The sequence below is a fragment of the Pseudoalteromonas sp. MEBiC 03607 genome, assembly GCF_004792295.1.
In the GTDB taxonomy this organism is placed as follows: domain Bacteria; phylum Pseudomonadota; class Gammaproteobacteria; order Enterobacterales; family Alteromonadaceae; genus Pseudoalteromonas; species Pseudoalteromonas lipolytica_C.
This window is the reverse complement of the sequence record NZ_SRRY01000001.1, coordinates 649,716-665,078: the sequence shown is the minus strand read 5'-3', so window position 1 is coordinate 665,078 and position 15,363 is coordinate 649,716. Positions and strand designations below refer to the sequence as shown.

Below are 15,363 nucleotides of genomic sequence, written 5' to 3'. Positions count from 1 at the left end.
ATCGCTCCTGTGCAGGCTAAGCCAAAATTACTGATACAGTACCAGGGCCTTATCTGGTTGAGCACTTTTACTATAGCTTAGCACTGCTTGCTGCAAATACTCGTCGCGATTATCTGCATTAAGCGCTTTATCAAATACTCGTGCAGCTAAGTCGTACTGGCCATGAGCATTTGCTAAACACGCTAAGGCTAAAAGCAGGTCTGTATTTTCGGTGTCTTTTTTTAATATATCTTGCAAGCTTGTTTGCAGTTTGAGTGCATCACCCGCCGTACTAGCTCGTAAAATACGTGCTAAATCTTTATGCTGAAGTGGTTTTTTTAGCATTTTGATTAAGCTTAGCTCAATTTTATTAAGATCACCCACGCGCGCCATAGCTGAAAAATAGCTCACTTCAGCTAACGGCTTTAAGTTCTTGGCTAATTGCTCATAACGTGTTGTTAGCTCACTGCTAGGTTGCGCAGAAAAATAATGGTCAAATAGCTGACGCCATTCGTTATCTGAAAGTGCTTTTCTACGTAATAAGCGAGGCATAAATTCATTAAGCGCCGACCACTTTTTCTCTTGCATCAGGACGTGAGCATACATTTTAAGTTCTAAGCTAGAGGCTTTTTTACGCTCTGCCAAGGCTTTAAGGTCAGCAAAAATAGTACTCGTCTCACCACTTGCAACCCATAAGTTAGCTACTTTTAGCTGCTTGTCTTGACTGATTTTATCAAGGTAACTAATTGCTTGTTCACGGTTGTTATTTGCCAATGCTGCTTTGGCAAGTAAAGCATAACGCACATCATTCCATTGCTCTGCCACACTATTATTTTCAAGTGCTAACTCAAGCTCAGTGTAATCGTTATTGATTAAACTCCATATACCTTGTTCAATCGCAGCATGTTTGCGTTCTTCACTTCGAGCAAAAAAACGATGTCGCGTATGGCTATACAAAGACCACAAATAACGCACCAATTTATAAAACAAGAATATCGCAGCAAAAGCCAACAAAACTAACGCAGTGACGCCCCAAATAGTGCCCTCAACCGTGGTATTGTTAAAAGCAATAAGCACATAGCCTTTTTGATCAATAAAAAAAGGGGCTATTCCTAAGCAAGCTGCAATAGCGATGATTATCAATAAGAAGCGGATCATTGTGCCCACTCCTTCACCTGCTCAGTACTTTGCAGTGACACTTTAGGGCTGAAATCGAGTTGCTCTTTTGAAAGTGAAGTTAAGCTAGTTAATACCGCTTTAGTGACTGCATCATCTTGTTTAAAGTAATCTTTCACTAAGTCATGCGCTGCATCAACTGCACTAAAGTACACACTGCTTTGTTTTGTTAATACGGCGTCTTGCGCTTGTGCGATATATAAACTTAGGCGTTGTTTTACTAAATGGCGCTCTTGTTCACTTAAAAATGGCGCAACAACCATGTCTTCACGGGTACGAACTGTGACAAAGAAGTCTTTAAATTGCTGCCAAGATTTTGCAAGGTTTTGACGCCACTCACTGACGTTTTCACTAAGCTGATTTGGATCTTCTTGTTTTACTTCTTCAGGTAGAGAAATAGCATTAAATGCCAACTCAGTCACTTGCTGATTGATACCGTGCAGCTTTAAATAAATGGCTTCTACAGCAACTGGCTCAATGGCATTTAATGTTTGCAAATCTTGATGAATTGCTTGGCGAATAGCCCCTGTTCCAGGATGCTCAGCAAGCAAGCTATCTAAACGAGATAATACAGCAGCAGCACCTTGGTAGTCGTGCTCAGCCCAGAGTTTAAACTCAGCCATACGCTGCAAGCTTGTGACTTCTTGCGGATTAAGTGTAAAAGTTTGCTGCTCGGCACGCTTTAAAGCCGCTTGCAGCTGCTGCTGCGTTTGTTCAGCACTTTCATTCAGCGCATCAGTAACTTTTTGTTCAGTATTAAATAGCGATTGCTGCAATGTTTGCTGGGCACTTTTCACCGCATCAAGCTGTTGCTGTAAACGTTGGTTTTCTGTTGTCAGCTCATTAATAGCAAGAGTAGATTGTTGATCGCCATTAAGTTTATGATAAAACTCATATCCCACAGCCGAGGCAACAAGGAGTGAAATGAGTAAAGCCAAGCTCCCTGTTTTACTTATCCCTCTTTTGTGCTGAACTGCTGCTGGTTTAGCTGCAGGTGCTTTTTTGGCAGGCTCAGCGCTGGCTGGCTTTGTGGTTTGTTTTAAATCTGCTTCACTCATTTTGCTACCTTGCTTATCAATACAGGCGAACATAGCACTATCGCTTGCCCCTGCAGCAATGTGTATCTGCGTTCTTGCTACATTTTGTTGTTTTAAATAATCAGCGATACGTTCGCTGGCAACATAAAATTGTCGCGCTTTTAACCATGCTAACTGCGATTCATTGAGACCATTAAAAATGGCGTCAACAGCTGCATTACTGGTAATGACTATACCTTCTACATCAATTGTTTGCCAGTGGTCCATCCACTTACCTGGTTCACTCTCGATTGCAGTTCGTTTGTATACCACGAGCTGATTTAAAAGTGCCCCACGTTGTTTTAAGGTTTTCGCTATCGTTGTGCGCCCACCTTCACCTTTAACCAAAACAATATTATCCAACTCTACATCTTGTAGAGTTTTTAACTCGAGCAAGCCCTCTGAGTCATAGTTTTTCGGCACTGCAGCTCGACGCCCAAAGGCTTCATACACTGCATCTGCCGTTTGCTGTCCAACGGCATAAAGTTGTGCTGCTTTATTAATTGTGGGTGTGAGCTTTAACAATGCATGAACAGCATCCTGCGAGATAAAAATGATCTTATCAGCATTCTCAAGTGGTGAGAGCTCACTACTACTTGGGGTAAGATAATCAAGGGTAAGCACTGGACACTGGGTTGCTCGATAACCCGCCTGCTGAAGCGCAAGCGCAAGTTCAGTGCCTTTCCCTTCTGGACGAGTTATCAATATATGCATGTTAAGCGTCTCTATATACTTCTGCTAAAATTTTATCTGCACCTTGCGCAAGTAGCTTTTCAGCAAGTGTAATACCTAGCTGCTCAGCGTCACTAACAGGGCCAGAAACTTCATCACGTAGCATTTGACTTCCATCAATTGCGCCAACTAAACCACGTAAATGCACTTGTTCACCATCAACCAACGCAAAAGCACCAATAGGTACTTGGCAGCCGCCTTCTAAACGGCGGTTCATGGCACGCTCGGCATTAACACGAATACGTGTTTCTGTATGCTCAAGTGGTGCTAGCAGCGCTTTTGTTACTTCATCATCTACACGACACTCAATGCCGACAGCACCTTGACCATTGGCAGGTAATGAAACCTCAGGTTCAATGAATGCCGTAATACGCTCTGGCATTTCTAAACGAATTAAACCTGCAGCAGCAAGAATAATTGCATCATATTGACCATCATCAAGCTTAGCTAAACGAGTGTTAACGTTACCGCGTAAATCACGAATATCTAAATCAGGACGCGCTTCGCGAATTTGACATTGGCGACGTAAGCTCGATGTACCAACAATAGCACCTTGCGGTAACTCGTCTAAGCTTTTGTAGTTATTTGATACGAATGCATCACGAGGGTCTTCACGCTCACAGATAGTATGAAGCGCTAAGCCTTCAGGAAACTCAACCGGCACATCTTTCATCGAGTGCACAGCAATATCTGCTCGACCATCTAGCATGGCTTGTTCTAATTCTTTTACAAATAAGCCTTTACCACCAATTTTAGCCAGCGGTGTATCTAAGATAATATCCCCTTGCGTCGACATAGGAACAAGTTCAACCGTCACATCGTCATGAAAGTGCTCTAGCTGTGCTTTTACAAATTCGGCCTGCCATAGAGCAAGCGCACTTTTACGTGTAGCGATACGAACGCGTTTTGTTGTCTGAGTCATGAAAATTCCAATTGTTTATCTGGCCGAAATTAATCAGCTAAAAGTCTAAATTCTTTTTGCGCAAGTAAAGTACCTTGCGCGTCCACCACTTCTACCCGCCATTCGCCGAGTTGCTCTGGCATGATGTTTTTGGTTGAGTAGGTTCGAAAACGCGGGCTAGTTATTGCTAATTCAATAGATGCAAGCTGAGTGCCTTGGTAATACCATTGATGACGAACAGTTTGTCCCTGCATATTTTTAAGCTCACTAAAAAAGCTTAAGCTTTGCGTTATTTCCGATAATTTTACATCGTTTTTTAGAACGTTGACTGGTTCTCGATCAACAACATCGGTTGTTAATACCGCTCTACTAACTTTATCTGTATCTATTTTAGCGCCAATCGCTAAGCTAGCAATATGAGCAGACTGAGAAAATTGCTGTTGAACATCAGAATTTTTAGCGATGACGATAGGTTCGTCGCGGTTTTCTTCTTCAAGTACCGGCGAAGCTTCATCAATAGCCTCTGCTTGCGCTGTCGTTTCTGTTTCTAAGTCAGAGGTTAATGGCTGCTCATCAGAAGGCGCTTCTACATCCTGCTTTTGCTCGACGACTTGAATAGCAGGTTCTTGCGGTTGAGGTGAAGCAGGCTCAAGTTCGCTTGGCGATACAGTGTCAGCTGCTGTAGGTTGTTGCATAACAGTACCCGTTGCTTCAGCTCTTTGCTCATCGGTTTCAGCCTGTTCGGCATTAACAGCACCAACAAAACTATAGATAACAGCTGCCAGTGCGACAAAAATCACACTGCTAACCATAAATATGCGTCGCCAGTGCCACTGATAAGTGACCGTTTCTAGGCGGCTTTCTGATTTTTCAGCATTCATGTTAGCTGTTATTACAATTTTTTTTGTCATGTTTGGCCCCTTCACAACCAAAAATTAACTCAGGCGAGCAATTAACCACTCACGGATAGCCATAAGTTCTTCACCACAAACTTGATGCGCCATCGGGTAGTCTTGCCAGCTTACTTCCATGTTATTAGCGCTAAGTACAGTAAATGCTTGCCTGCCAGCGCTATGCGGTACCACATCGTCAAATCGACCATGCGCCATAAATATATTTAACCCTTGTTGCTTGGTTTCATCGGCTAATTTAGCTGGTACACACATGTAAGTTGATAGTGCCATTACACCCGCTAATTTATAATCGAGTCGCGGCGCTAAGTGTAGCGATACCACCCCTCCTTGCGAAAAACCTGCAAGAATAATTTTGTTTGCAGCAATCCCTTTTGCAATTTCTTGGTCAATAAGCTCAGCCACTTTTGCAGCCGAGTCACGCACACCTTGTTCATCAGCACGTTTATCTAAATCCATCGATTTAATATCGTACCAAGAGCGCATTGCCATACCACCATTAATGGTGACCAGTTGCACAGGTGCATGCGGAAATACGAAACGCACCCCAAGCTCAGCTGGAAGTGCTAGCTGTGGTGCAACTGGCGCAAAACCATCACCAGAATCACCTAACCCATGTAACCAAATAACAGTTGCTTTGTGGTCACTCTGTGCTGGGTATTCGACAAACTCTAAACTCATAGCTCTGAGCGCCACTCAATAGGTTGGCCCGCTTGACGTGTTGCTGCATCACACATAAATTGCCAAAACTCAGCACCCGAGCGGTTATCAATCCACTTATCATCGCGTAGTTCAAAATGGTGACCATTAAATTTCGTCGCAACCCACACTTGATGAAGTGGTGCTTGCTTGTTGATCACTATTTTACTGCGATCTGGGAAGATGATTTCTAAAATACCTGACGCTGATTCATAATCTAAGTCGGCATCACATTCATCGATTTGCTCTTCAATAGTTAGCATTAATGCATCGGCTAGTGTGTGGTATTCATGATCAGTCATTTTAATGTCCTTTAACTGGCTTTAAGCCTAGATCTGGGGGCAGATTGTGTACAACAAGTGTAACAGGAATAAATTCATCCGCGAATAGCTGCATTTTTTAAATATTCTGTTACTCTGCGATTATAAAGCCAGCAATCGTATTAATCTAATGAAAGAGACTCATAGCCAAAAATTAAAAACAATCTTACCACTTAGCGCCCTACTTCTAACCCTAGCAGGATGTGGACAAAGTGGTGCTCTTTATCTACCAGATGATACTGCACAGCCTAAAGAATCTCAGCCACAGGCTGATCCATCCGAACAACCAGAGCAAAAACAGGACCAATAGATGGACTTTTTTAACTACAATAATAATCAGCTGTTCGCTGAAGACATCGCTGTCAAAGAGCTGGCAGAACAATACGGTACACCGTGTTATATCTATTCGCGTAAAACATTTGAGCGCCATTACCGTGCCTTTGCTGATGCAGCAAAGTCACATAAAAGCTTGGTGTGTTATGCTGTAAAAGCCAACTCAAATATTGCCGTGCTCAATATTTTAGCCCGTCTTGGCTCTGGCTTTGACATCGTGTCGAAAGGTGAGCTTGCACGCGTTATCGAAGCAGGTGGAGATGCCAGTAAAGTGGTATTTTCTGGCGTTGCAAAAACCGCTGATGAAATAACGTATGCACTTAAATTGGGGATCAAGTGTTTTAACGTTGAATCTGTCGCAGAACTAGAGCGTATTTCTGAGGTGGCGACGTCACTAAACCTTGTGGCACCTATTTCGATTCGTGTAAACCCTGATATTGATGCTAAAACGCATCCTTATATCTCAACAGGTTTAAAAGAGAATAAATTTGGTATTGATATTCAAACTGCAGTGACAGTTTACCAACATGCGGCATCATTACCGGGTTTAAAAATTACCGGTGTCGATTGCCACATTGGTTCACAGCTAACAGAAATTAAACCTTTTTTAGCTGCACTTGAAAAAGTACTAACTCTTATCGAAGAATTAAAAGCCGTTGGCATAACACTTTCACACCTTGATATTGGTGGCGGATTGGGTGTGCCTTATAACGGCGAAACGCCACCTCACCCAAGTGAATATGTAGACAAAATCACCGCACGCTTAGCTGATTATCAAGACTTGGAACTAATTTTTGAGCCTGGCCGTGCAATTGCTGCCAACGCCGGCATATTAGTCACCAAAGTTGAGTTTATTAAGCAAAACCAAGGCAAGTATTTTGCTATTGTTGATGCGGGTATGAACGATATGCTTCGCCCATCTCTTTATCAGGCTTGGCAAAATATTGTGCCGGTTGAACCTCGTGAAGATGATACGCCAACTCACAACTACGACATTGTAGGCCCAGTTTGTGAAACCGGAGACTTCTTAGGTAAAGATCGTCAACTAGCACTTCAAGCAGGCGACTTACTGGCACAGCGCAGTGCAGGCGCATATGGTTTTACCATGAGCTCAAACTATAACTCGCGCCCTCGTGTTGCGGAAATTATGGTGGATGGCCAACAAAGTCATTTAATTCGTCAACGTGAAACCTTAGAAAGCCTATGGCAAGGCGAGAAAATTTTACCATAAACGTTTTTATAACCGGGCAGCTCTGTGGCATGATTAGCTCAGAGCAATCCTGAATTAGAGCGTTATGTTAGTTAATTTCTCAAAAATGCACGGCCTAGGTAATGACTTTGTCGTTATTGATAACATCACTCAAAATGTTTTCTTATCTCGTGACCAAATAAAGAAACTGGCAGATCGCCATTTCGGCATAGGCTTTGACCAACTACTCATGGTTGAAGCCCCTTATTCTCCCGATTTAGATTTTCATTACCGAATTTTCAATGCTGACGGTAACGAAGTAGAACAATGTGGCAACGGCGCTCGTTGTTTTGCCCGTTTTGTGCGCATGAAAGGTCTCACTAACAAGCATAAAATTTCGGTTTCAACTAAATCAGGTAACTTGACTTTATACATTGAAAAAGATGGCCAAGTTACAGTCAACATGGGCCACCCAAACTTTGAACCAAACAAAATACCATTAAAAGCCAGTAAACGTGAGTTGACCTATATCATCCGCACAGAAGAGCACACGGTTTTCAGTGGTGCAGTTTCTATGGGTAATCCACATTGCGTGTTAGAAGTCGATGATATTCATACCGCCGAAGTGAACACTTTAGGGCCACTGCTTGAAAATCACGAGCGTTTTCCACAACGAGCCAATGTTGGTTTTATGCAGGTAATTTCTCAAGATCATATTAAACTTAGAGTCTGGGAGCGAGGTGTAAGCGAAACCTTAGCATGTGGAACAGGTGCCTGTGCAGCTGTCGTTATTGGTCAAGTACAAAATAAGCTTGCCAACACAGTGCAAGTAGATTTACCCGGTGGAAGCTTGCAAGTTCGCTGGCAAGGTGAAGGACATCCAGTAAGAATGACTGGCCCTGCTGAACATGTTTTTGATGGACAAGTGGCATTATGAGCAAACTAACAGAACAACAAATTGCACAATACCTAACTGAAAACCCTGATTTTTTCATTAAACAGCCAGAGTTACTCGCTGACATTGAACTGCATCAACAAGCTGCTGGAGCAACCTCACTGGTTCATATTCAACAGCGCCAGCTCCGTGAACATAATACATTTTTGAAAAATAAGATTGATCAACTTCTTGAGCAAGCAAAAGAAAACGAATTAATCTACCGCCTGTTCAGCGAATGTCATCGCCAACTATGGACTAATTACGACTTTAAAACGCTCGCCATCAATCTGCGTAACATTATATGTACCAACCCACTAATTAATGAATGTCACTTAGTGAAATATGAAAAGAAGTTTGATGATTTAATAACTCATCGACTACAAAACGATGGCATTTATTTAGGTCGTATCAACCAACAAGAATGCGATTTACTATTTTCTGGTTCAATACAGTCAACTGCCCTTTACCTGATCGGAAACACCGCACATCCTGTCGCCATATTGGCGTTTGGTAGTCATGATGTAAACCACTTTGAGCCCGCTAAAGATAGCTTTTTCGTACTTGAGTTTGTTCGCTCATTGCAACTGCGGTTATTGGAACTTGCATGAGCGATGTGACGACGCCAAATATTGATGAATTAAGTGATGCTTGGCGCACACCTATCCAACTTTTTGCAGATTATTTACGCTACGAAAAGCAATACTCAGCACACACAGTCAACCAATACACAAGTCAATTAGGCTTTGCAGCATTATACTTTAGTAAACTCTGTGAAAACTGGTTTGCTGTTCAAGGTGAGCATATTCGCCGTTACAGTATGCAACTACGAGGCAAACAACTGAGTGGCCGCACAATTAGCTTAAAGCTTAGTTGCATTCGTAGCCTCTACAAGTTTCTTAAAACTAAAAAGATTGAAAATCACGTTCACTACCATAACCCAGCTGAGGCTATAAAAGGGCCAAAGTTTTCCAAGCCATTGCCTAAAAATTTAGACGTTGATCAAATGGCAAAGCTATTAGAACTAGAAGGTGAAGAACCACTAACAATACGTGACAAAGCCATGATGGAATTGATGTATTCATCAGGGTTAAGGATTAGCGAGTTAGTTGGCGCTAACATACAAGATATAAACACCACTGAAGGTGAAATTTTAGTGCGTGGTAAAGGCAATAAAGAGCGTTTATTGCCTGTAGGTAGCAAAGCATTAAACGCTTTAAAATCTTGGTTAAAAATTCGTCCACAATTTGCACACCCAGATGAAACGGCTATTTTTTTAAGCAGCCAAAAAAAACGCATTTCAGTTCGTCAAGTTCGCCTCCGTATGCAAGAGTGGGGAATAAAACAAGGGATCAGCTCGCAAGTTCATCCACATAAACTTCGCCACTCATTTGCTTCGCATATTTTAGAATCGTCTGGTGATCTACGTGCCGTTCAGGAACTATTAGGGCACAGCAGTTTATCGGCAACACAAGTGTATACACACCTTGATTTTCAGCATCTAGCCAAAGTTTATGATAACACTCATCCACGCGCTAAAAAGCGCTCAACTCCAGAGTAATACTTAGTAATTATGATCCGTTTTAACCGTGCTTTATCACCTGTTAATGTTTTAAGTTTTGATTTAGATGACACACTTTATAACAACCATCCGATTATAAAATCAGCTTTACAAGCGCAAGCTGATTATTTAGCAAAGCTGCCAGAATGGCCAACTAATGACACGCAGTATTGGCTTTATTGTCGTGACAAAGCCTTAGCGCTAGATCCAAGCCTCATTGACGATGTGACTCGCTGGCGACGTGCGGCACTACTCTATGCCATGCACGATCTGGGGTTTAAAAATGATTTAGCACAACAACATGCTAACAACGCCTATCAAGCATTTGCAGATGCCCGCAGCCAAATTACTGTATCAAAAGAAGTGTTAGAGCTATTAAAAGCTCTCAGCAAACAATTTCGCTTAATAGCAATAACCAATGGCAATGTCGAAGTCGACAAGTTTAACCTCAAAGGGGTATTCGAACTTGTCTTACAGGCAGGCCCTCATGGTAAAGCGAAGCCCCATCCCGGCTTATTCGACATTGCAGCAGAAAAGCTAAATGTAGCTCACAAAGAGATTTTGCATATTGGCGATAGTCTCGACACAGATGTTCAAGGTGCAAATAACGCTGGCTGTCAAAGTGTTTGGTTGAATAATCAGGCAGCAAATTACAAATACAAGGGATTAGCTGACATCGAAATTAACGATATCTTTTTATTGAATCATTTAGTTAAAAAGTAACCAATTTTTGTAATTTGTTTTATGCTTAATAAAGTATGGAAGATACATGGCAGTGTTAAATTTAAATGTGCCTAGACTTCTCGTATGGAAAATTAATTAGTTAAGTAAGGCGAAGGCACAAGTGAATTATCTACTAAAGTTACTACTCGTGTGCTCTCTTAGCCTTAATGGCTATTTCCTATGGCAATATGATAATTATAAACGATCAGCTGAGAAGCTAACTGAAAAAAACACTGTTATAAAGCCCAGTAAAGTAACGAGGTTGCCAGAGAAGTTTCAACATGCAGTCGCCTTATTTCGCAATAATCTATTTGATGAAGCAGTTCTTGAGTACACGCAACTTTTAGAAAATAACCCAAGCTTTGCACTGCAATTAAAGCGTGCTTGGCAACAGCAACTTGAGTCTTGGCTATCCCACCATGATGACGAACTTAGCGAGCAATTTTTAACTGCCTTTTTGAATAGTCACCCTTATGATGTATCAATGTTAGAACTCGATGCAAAACGAATGATCAATCAGGGCCATGTTCAACAGGGAATTATTAGTTTAATGGCTTTACATAATCAGCTTGGAAAAAGTAAGCAAGCGCGATTCGCGAAGAGAATTTCGGAGCTAACAAAGTTAAAAGCAGAGTCATTGATTGAAGAACAAAACTGGCAAGAACTTCTCAATCACAGCCAACAATGGCTAGATTATATGCCGCAAAACACCTTTTATTTATTAGTTCAAGCGCAGGCTTATTTTCACCTAGGTGACTTAGTCGCAAGCCAAATTGCGCTTGAGCAACTTCCTGAAAACCATGAGCATAAGCAAGAAGCTGACGAATTATATCGTTTGATACAGCAAGCATTAGCAGGGGTTGAGGTTGTGCCTCTCATCCCACATGGCTCACATTATTTAGTTAATAGCATAATCAATGACGATACCGACGCTAAGCTAATGATAGACACTGGCGCAAGCTTTACGGTATTAACGCAATCACTGCTAGAACAACTAAAAGAACCCGCCCATTATCTTGGTACTATGCAAGTAAATACCGCAAATGGACTCGTTGAAGCGCAGCATTATCAAGTACACTCTTTTCAAATCGGTCAACAGCGGCTCTATAACTTCGATGTTCTAGTACTTAAAAGTCATGGCAGTTATGGTTTGCTAGGTATGAACTTCTTAGAGAATTTTAAGTTTAATATCAATCAACAAGTGAATGAGTTAGAGTTGATAAAAGATAACTATTAAGGACAGGTAATGACACTTAACGATTTCTTATCGAAATTAGCTAACACGCCACAGCAGTTAGAGTTTAAGGATACAATGGCTGTGATAGAGAGTAACTACCATTTCACTCCTAGTGGCTTTAACAATCATGGATTGATAAGTGCAGCAAATGAAAATAATGGCTCATGTAAAATTTTCGCCTTTGCAAAACTTAACCAACTAAGCAAACAAAATACCCTAGATTGTTTTGGCGCGTTTTATCGTGATGATGTGCTGAAGAATCCTGAAGGGCAAGACCACATGAACATTCGCACCTTTATGCTTGCTCCTGAAGCAACTCCTTTTTTAGGAGTTACTTTTACCGAGCAAGAAGTACTGAAAGCTAAGTAAACAAAGATTTTTCCATAAAATAACGGCAACCATCGAGTGGGTAATTACTCATTTCATATTTAACTTGGTAGCCGTTTTTTTCGTAAAAGGGTTTGGCTTGGAAATCGAGTGTATCGAGTTGTGCAGTGTTTGCGCCAAGCGCTTTAGCTTTGCTCTCTAATTCCGTTAGTAAGCGGGTTGCAAGCCCTTTACCACGCGTTTTATCATCACACCAAAGCCAACTAATTAGCAGCCAGTTACCAAATACTTGGCCATGAATACCCGCCACAACGGTGTTATGCTTATTAACAAACTTGAAACCAACGGGGATACGTTCAGCATTAAAATGTGCCGCATTGTAGGCAACAACATGTTCTCTTAGCTGGTTATTTAAGTCAGCTGAGTCATCACTTTTTAATTGATACATAGCATACCTATAAAATGTTATGACTCAGTATACGCTTATCTCGTTAATCAGTATAAGTGGTTCTTACCATAGGGTACTTCGAGCATATTGCTGGCCAATTTTTCTGGCTGACCGCACATTTCGTCATAAGCACTGGTGTGGCGTAAAACCATATCACCGTAACTTAAATGATCTAGGCGCTTTTGAATATGCAACGGACTGAGATCTCGTATAAATTCACCTTTCTCATCAGTAACATAATACTCAACGTTATTAATTACCACAGACACTTGATACAGCGCCATTTCCAACGAATGAAGGATAACTTTTTGCAGTGGCTGATGATCTGCAAGCTCTGATAACTTGATAGGCATGTGCGTTCCTCTTTGGTGGTGGAACTATTTATACGTGATTTTGGTATACTGTGATCAAATTAATTGTACAAAAAGCATCCATGACTGAAAAAGTGCGACTCGCCAAATTTATTGCCCATGCAGGTGTCTGCTCACGAAAGCAAGCATCGCGCTTGATTGACCAAGGTGAGGTAACAGTAAATGGTCGTGCTGCAAATCATATAGATCATGTTGATGAACAAGATGATGTAATTGTGCTTGGCGAAAAAATTTCAACTAAAGCACCACTCACCTACTTTGCGTATCACAAGCCTGTTGGTATAGATTGCAAATTAAATGCTGCAGACCCAGCAAGCCTTATCCATAGCCTGCCTAAAACCACTCGGGTTTATCCAATTGGCCGGCTCGACAAGGACTCTCGTGGGTTGTTAATTTTGACCAATGACGGTGAATTTTGTAATCAACTGATCCACCCTGATTACCATCAACCCAAACGCTATTTAGTCACCGTAGATAAACCTCTCGATAGTTATTTTTGTCAAAAAATGGCAAACGGTGTGCCAGTAGATAAACAAATAACCCTCCCTTGTGAAGTAACCCAAGTCAACGAAACGCAGTTTTGCATCGTATTAAAACAAGGTTTAAACCGGCAAATACGTAAAATGGCACGTTTTTGTGGCTATAAAGTCATCGACCTTTTCCGCACAGATATCGCACAGCTATCACTAACCACGTTAAATTTGCCCGAAGGACAGATAGTCAGTATCAAAAAAAGTGACATTCTCTAACAAAAAAGTTTGCATTAATTGATTACACGTGTAATCTTTAATTAAAGATTACATCTGTAGGCATAAAAATGATTGAACTTTCTAAAGCTGAATTCGAAGTATTAGATGCGGTATGGCTTGGCTACCCAGCCACGGCTAGTGAAGTAATTGCACGTTTAAGTGACGATAAAGAATGGCACGAAAAAACAATTAAAACGCTACTAAGCCGTTTAGTTAAAAAAGGCGCACTAAGCTTCGAGAAACAAGGTCGCCAATATAACTACACCCCTTGTATTGCCCGTGAAGAATACACATTAAAAGAAAGCCAAAGTTTTATTGAACGCTTTTTTAATGGCCGTATTGCGCCATTGGTGAGCGGTTTTGCTAAATCAGAGCAACTCTCACAACATGATATTGATGAGCTAAAAAAGGTCATTGATGATTGGGAAAAACAGCAAAAGTAAGGCTTTGTTATGTTAGATGCATTTTTTAATTGGCTGTTAGAACAACAGCTTTTGATCTCATCTGCAATTTTGTTTTTATTGCTGCTAGAGCGAAAATTATTGAGCCAGTTATCAGCGCGCTTGGTTTATACGCTGTGGGCATTACTACCTATTAGCTTACTGTTAGCGAACCTGCCAAATCACTTAAAGCCGATACAAAACGACTTTATCAGTAAGCTGACCATTACGCCAAACACAGCAATAATGCCGCAATTTACGCTAACGTGGTTCGCTATTTATGGCTTTATTACGGCTACTATGCTGATCACTGCCGTGTACTTTCATTATCGTTTTTTAGCGAAACTGCAACTAGAGCCAATTACGGTTGTTCATCACAACAGCCAAAGTATGCGCTTATACCAAAGCAAACAGGTGAGCTCACCTATGGTTGTAGGCGTTATAAATACCAAGCTAGTGCTGCCTACAAACTACCAAAGCCACTACGATAACCATGCTTTAGCGCTTATTTTAGAGCATGAATCTGTGCACATTAAACGTAAAGACAATCTGATTAATGCCATTGCTTTGAGTGCCACTATTTTGCAGTGGTTTAACCCAATCGCTTGGCTTGGCTATGCAAGCCTGCGCCGTATTCAAGAGCTTTCATGTGATGAGCAGGTACTCAAAAATAAATCGACAGAGCAACGAATTTTATACAGTAAGGCATTAGTGCACTGTGCAAGCTTTAGCAGAACAGGCTTAATGGCTTATTCACAATACGGAGATAAAAACACCATGTTACAACGTCTAAATCAAATAAAGCAGATCGACAACAGCTCATTTATCGCAAAAACAGCATTAGTTATTTTTACAGCGGGCATGCTTAGCAGCTTTGCCATTGCAAAACAGCCAATGTCAGTTGAAAAGACAAAAGACTATCAAGCGGTTATGCGCGTAGAACCGATATACCCAATTCAAGCTGCGGAGCAAGGCATTAGCGGTTCAGTCGTTTTGAAATACGATATTTTACCAAGCGGCGCCACCAGCAATATTAGTGTGGTAAGTGCAGAGCCTGAAGATGTTTTCAATCGAGAAGCGAAAAGAGCATTAAAACAATGGCAATATGCGCCATCTGAATCTGGCTTTAAAAACGCCCTAGTGCAACTCGATTTTGCCTTAGACGAAAACTATCAAGCTAAGGATTTAATTGAGAAAGTTAAAGTCAGTTCTAAATAAGCTGTAGCAACTTAAGACCCTAAAGCAAGCGCCTTATTT

The 15,363-nt window shown here is 41.3% G+C and carries 19 protein-coding genes; 11 read left to right on the top strand and 8 right to left on the bottom strand.

The genetic code is table 11. The features are described 5' to 3' along the window. Positions 1 to 27: 27 nt before the first annotated feature. From E5N72_RS03005 to cyaY, 6 genes are read right to left on the bottom strand one after another with little or no spacing between them, the layout of a single operon-like run. The gene (locus E5N72_RS03005; protein WP_135923170.1) at positions 28 to 1,137 is read right to left on the bottom strand and encodes a heme biosynthesis HemY N-terminal domain-containing protein; all 1,110 of its coding nucleotides are present in this window, start codon (positions 1,135 to 1,137) and stop codon (positions 28 to 30) included. Further along, entirely contained in the window at positions 1,134 to 2,945 is a 1,812-nt protein-coding gene (locus E5N72_RS03000; protein ID WP_135923169.1) for a uroporphyrinogen-III synthase, read from the bottom strand. The genes E5N72_RS03005 and E5N72_RS03000 overlap by 4 nt, the downstream gene beginning before the upstream one ends. 1 nt (position 2,946) lies before the next feature. Next, on the bottom strand, positions 2,947 to 3,885 hold the full coding sequence (gene hemC / locus E5N72_RS02995; protein WP_135923168.1) for a hydroxymethylbilane synthase: 939 nt from the start codon (positions 3,883 to 3,885) through the stop codon (positions 2,947 to 2,949). 29 nt (positions 3,886 to 3,914) lie between these two features. Next, complete coding sequence (locus E5N72_RS02990; protein ID WP_135923167.1) at positions 3,915 to 4,775, bottom strand: DUF2914 domain-containing protein; 861 nt, start codon at positions 4,773 to 4,775, stop codon at positions 3,915 to 3,917. Positions 4,776 to 4,799: 24 nt separating this feature from the next. Then, a complete protein-coding gene (locus E5N72_RS02985; protein WP_135923166.1) occupies positions 4,800 to 5,456 on the bottom strand; it encodes an alpha/beta fold hydrolase in 657 nt (218 codons plus the stop codon). Beyond that, positions 5,453 to 5,776 (bottom strand): iron donor protein CyaY, encoded by a 324-nt coding sequence (cyaY, locus tag E5N72_RS02980; RefSeq protein ID WP_036974421.1) that lies wholly within the window; start codon positions 5,774 to 5,776, stop codon positions 5,453 to 5,455. Before cyaY ends, E5N72_RS02985 begins: the two co-directional genes overlap by 4 nt. A gap of 148 nt (positions 5,777 to 5,924) precedes the next feature. Between cyaY and E5N72_RS02975 the strand changes: the two genes are divergently transcribed. The 8 genes from E5N72_RS02975 (at position 5,925) to E5N72_RS02940 (ending at position 12,140) form a co-directional block, all read left to right on the top strand. Further along, a complete protein-coding gene (locus E5N72_RS02975; protein ID WP_130050045.1) occupies positions 5,925 to 6,104 on the top strand; it encodes a lipoprotein in 180 nt (59 codons plus the stop codon). Beyond that, a complete protein-coding gene (lysA, locus tag E5N72_RS02970) occupies positions 6,105 to 7,358 on the top strand; it encodes a diaminopimelate decarboxylase (protein ID WP_135923165.1) in 1,254 nt (417 codons plus the stop codon). It abuts the gene before it with no gap. 64 nt (positions 7,359 to 7,422) lie between these two features. Further along, positions 7,423 to 8,253 carry a diaminopimelate epimerase gene (gene dapF, locus E5N72_RS02965; RefSeq protein ID WP_135923164.1) on the top strand — a complete coding sequence of 277 codons (831 nt, stop codon included), beginning with the start codon at positions 7,423 to 7,425 and terminating at the stop codon, positions 8,251 to 8,253. Beyond that, on the top strand, positions 8,250 to 8,861 hold the full coding sequence (locus E5N72_RS02960; protein WP_135923163.1) for a DUF484 family protein: 612 nt from the start codon (positions 8,250 to 8,252) through the stop codon (positions 8,859 to 8,861). The genes dapF and E5N72_RS02960 overlap by 4 nt, the downstream gene beginning before the upstream one ends. Then, positions 8,858 to 9,811, top strand: a complete 954-nt coding sequence (locus E5N72_RS02955) for a tyrosine recombinase XerC (protein WP_135923162.1) — start codon at positions 8,858 to 8,860, stop codon at positions 9,809 to 9,811. Before E5N72_RS02960 ends, E5N72_RS02955 begins: the two co-directional genes overlap by 4 nt. A 12-nt stretch (positions 9,812 to 9,823) precedes the next feature. Then, a complete protein-coding gene (locus E5N72_RS02950; protein WP_135923161.1) occupies positions 9,824 to 10,534 on the top strand; it encodes an HAD-IA family hydrolase in 711 nt (236 codons plus the stop codon). A gap of 262 nt (positions 10,535 to 10,796) precedes the next feature. Next, complete coding sequence (locus E5N72_RS02945; protein WP_135923160.1) at positions 10,797 to 11,771, top strand: retroviral-like aspartic protease family protein; 975 nt, start codon at positions 10,797 to 10,799, stop codon at positions 11,769 to 11,771. Positions 11,772 to 11,780: 9 nt separating this feature from the next. Further along, the gene (locus E5N72_RS02940) at positions 11,781 to 12,140 is read left to right on the top strand and encodes a HopJ type III effector protein (RefSeq protein WP_135923159.1); all 360 of its coding nucleotides are present in this window, start codon (positions 11,781 to 11,783) and stop codon (positions 12,138 to 12,140) included. On the opposite strand, the gene E5N72_RS02935 is transcribed toward E5N72_RS02940, so the two are convergent. Then, positions 12,133 to 12,546 carry a GNAT family N-acetyltransferase gene (locus E5N72_RS02935; protein ID WP_135923158.1) on the bottom strand — a complete coding sequence of 138 codons (414 nt, stop codon included), beginning with the start codon at positions 12,544 to 12,546 and terminating at the stop codon, positions 12,133 to 12,135. The genes E5N72_RS02940 and E5N72_RS02935 overlap by 8 nt on opposite strands. Positions 12,547 to 12,593: 47 nt before the next feature. Next, a complete protein-coding gene (locus E5N72_RS02930) occupies positions 12,594 to 12,899 on the bottom strand; it encodes a DUF6482 family protein (protein WP_063528566.1) in 306 nt (101 codons plus the stop codon). 80 nt (positions 12,900 to 12,979) lie between these two features. Between E5N72_RS02930 and E5N72_RS02925 the strand changes: the two genes are divergently transcribed. The 3 genes from E5N72_RS02925 to E5N72_RS02915 all read left to right on the top strand — a co-directional run bounded on the left by E5N72_RS02925 (position 12,980) and on the right by E5N72_RS02915 (position 15,324). Then, positions 12,980 to 13,666: a pseudouridine synthase gene (locus E5N72_RS02925; protein ID WP_135926211.1), complete on the top strand. Its 687-nt coding sequence runs from the start codon at positions 12,980 to 12,982 to the stop codon at positions 13,664 to 13,666. A 68-nt stretch (positions 13,667 to 13,734) separates the two neighbouring features. Then, the gene (locus E5N72_RS02920; RefSeq protein ID WP_054554650.1) at positions 13,735 to 14,109 is read left to right on the top strand and encodes a BlaI/MecI/CopY family transcriptional regulator; all 375 of its coding nucleotides are present in this window, start codon (positions 13,735 to 13,737) and stop codon (positions 14,107 to 14,109) included. 9 nt (positions 14,110 to 14,118) lie between these two features. Continuing rightward, positions 14,119 to 15,324: a M56 family metallopeptidase gene (locus E5N72_RS02915; RefSeq protein ID WP_135923157.1), complete on the top strand. Its 1,206-nt coding sequence runs from the start codon at positions 14,119 to 14,121 to the stop codon at positions 15,322 to 15,324. The last annotated feature ends 39 nt before the right edge of the window (positions 15,325 to 15,363 follow it).

Coding starts and splice junctions, on each gene's coding strand:
- E5N72_RS03005 (WP_135923170.1), bottom strand. CDS start 1,137: ATGATCCGCTTCTTATTGATAATCATCGCTATTGCAGCTTGCTTAGGA.
- E5N72_RS03000 (WP_135923169.1), bottom strand. CDS start 2,945: ATGCATATATTGATAACTCGTCCAGAAGGGAAAGGCACTGAACTTGCG.
- hemC (WP_135923168.1), bottom strand. CDS start 3,885: ATGACTCAGACAACAAAACGCGTTCGTATCGCTACACGTAAAAGTGCG.
- E5N72_RS02990 (WP_135923167.1), bottom strand. CDS start 4,775: ATGACAAAAAAAATTGTAATAACAGCTAACATGAATGCTGAAAAATCA.
- E5N72_RS02985 (WP_135923166.1), bottom strand. CDS start 5,456: ATGAGTTTAGAGTTTGTCGAATACCCAGCACAGAGTGACCACAAAGCA.
- cyaY (WP_036974421.1), bottom strand. CDS start 5,776: ATGACTGATCATGAATACCACACACTAGCCGATGCATTAATGCTAACT.
- E5N72_RS02975 (WP_130050045.1), top strand. CDS start 5,925: ATGAAAGAGACTCATAGCCAAAAATTAAAAACAATCTTACCACTTAGC.
- lysA (WP_135923165.1), top strand. CDS start 6,105: ATGGACTTTTTTAACTACAATAATAATCAGCTGTTCGCTGAAGACATC.
- dapF (WP_135923164.1), top strand. CDS start 7,423: ATGTTAGTTAATTTCTCAAAAATGCACGGCCTAGGTAATGACTTTGTC.
- E5N72_RS02960 (WP_135923163.1), top strand. CDS start 8,250: ATGAGCAAACTAACAGAACAACAAATTGCACAATACCTAACTGAAAAC.
- E5N72_RS02955 (WP_135923162.1), top strand. CDS start 8,858: ATGAGCGATGTGACGACGCCAAATATTGATGAATTAAGTGATGCTTGG.
- E5N72_RS02950 (WP_135923161.1), top strand. CDS start 9,824: ATGATCCGTTTTAACCGTGCTTTATCACCTGTTAATGTTTTAAGTTTT.
- E5N72_RS02940 (WP_135923159.1), top strand. CDS start 11,781: ATGACACTTAACGATTTCTTATCGAAATTAGCTAACACGCCACAGCAG.
- E5N72_RS02935 (WP_135923158.1), bottom strand. CDS start 12,546: ATGTATCAATTAAAAAGTGATGACTCAGCTGACTTAAATAACCAGCTA.
- E5N72_RS02930 (WP_063528566.1), bottom strand. CDS start 12,899: ATGCCTATCAAGTTATCAGAGCTTGCAGATCATCAGCCACTGCAAAAA.
- E5N72_RS02925 (WP_135926211.1), top strand. CDS start 12,980: ATGACTGAAAAAGTGCGACTCGCCAAATTTATTGCCCATGCAGGTGTC.
- E5N72_RS02920 (WP_054554650.1), top strand. CDS start 13,735: ATGATTGAACTTTCTAAAGCTGAATTCGAAGTATTAGATGCGGTATGG.
- E5N72_RS02915 (WP_135923157.1), top strand. CDS start 14,119: ATGTTAGATGCATTTTTTAATTGGCTGTTAGAACAACAGCTTTTGATC.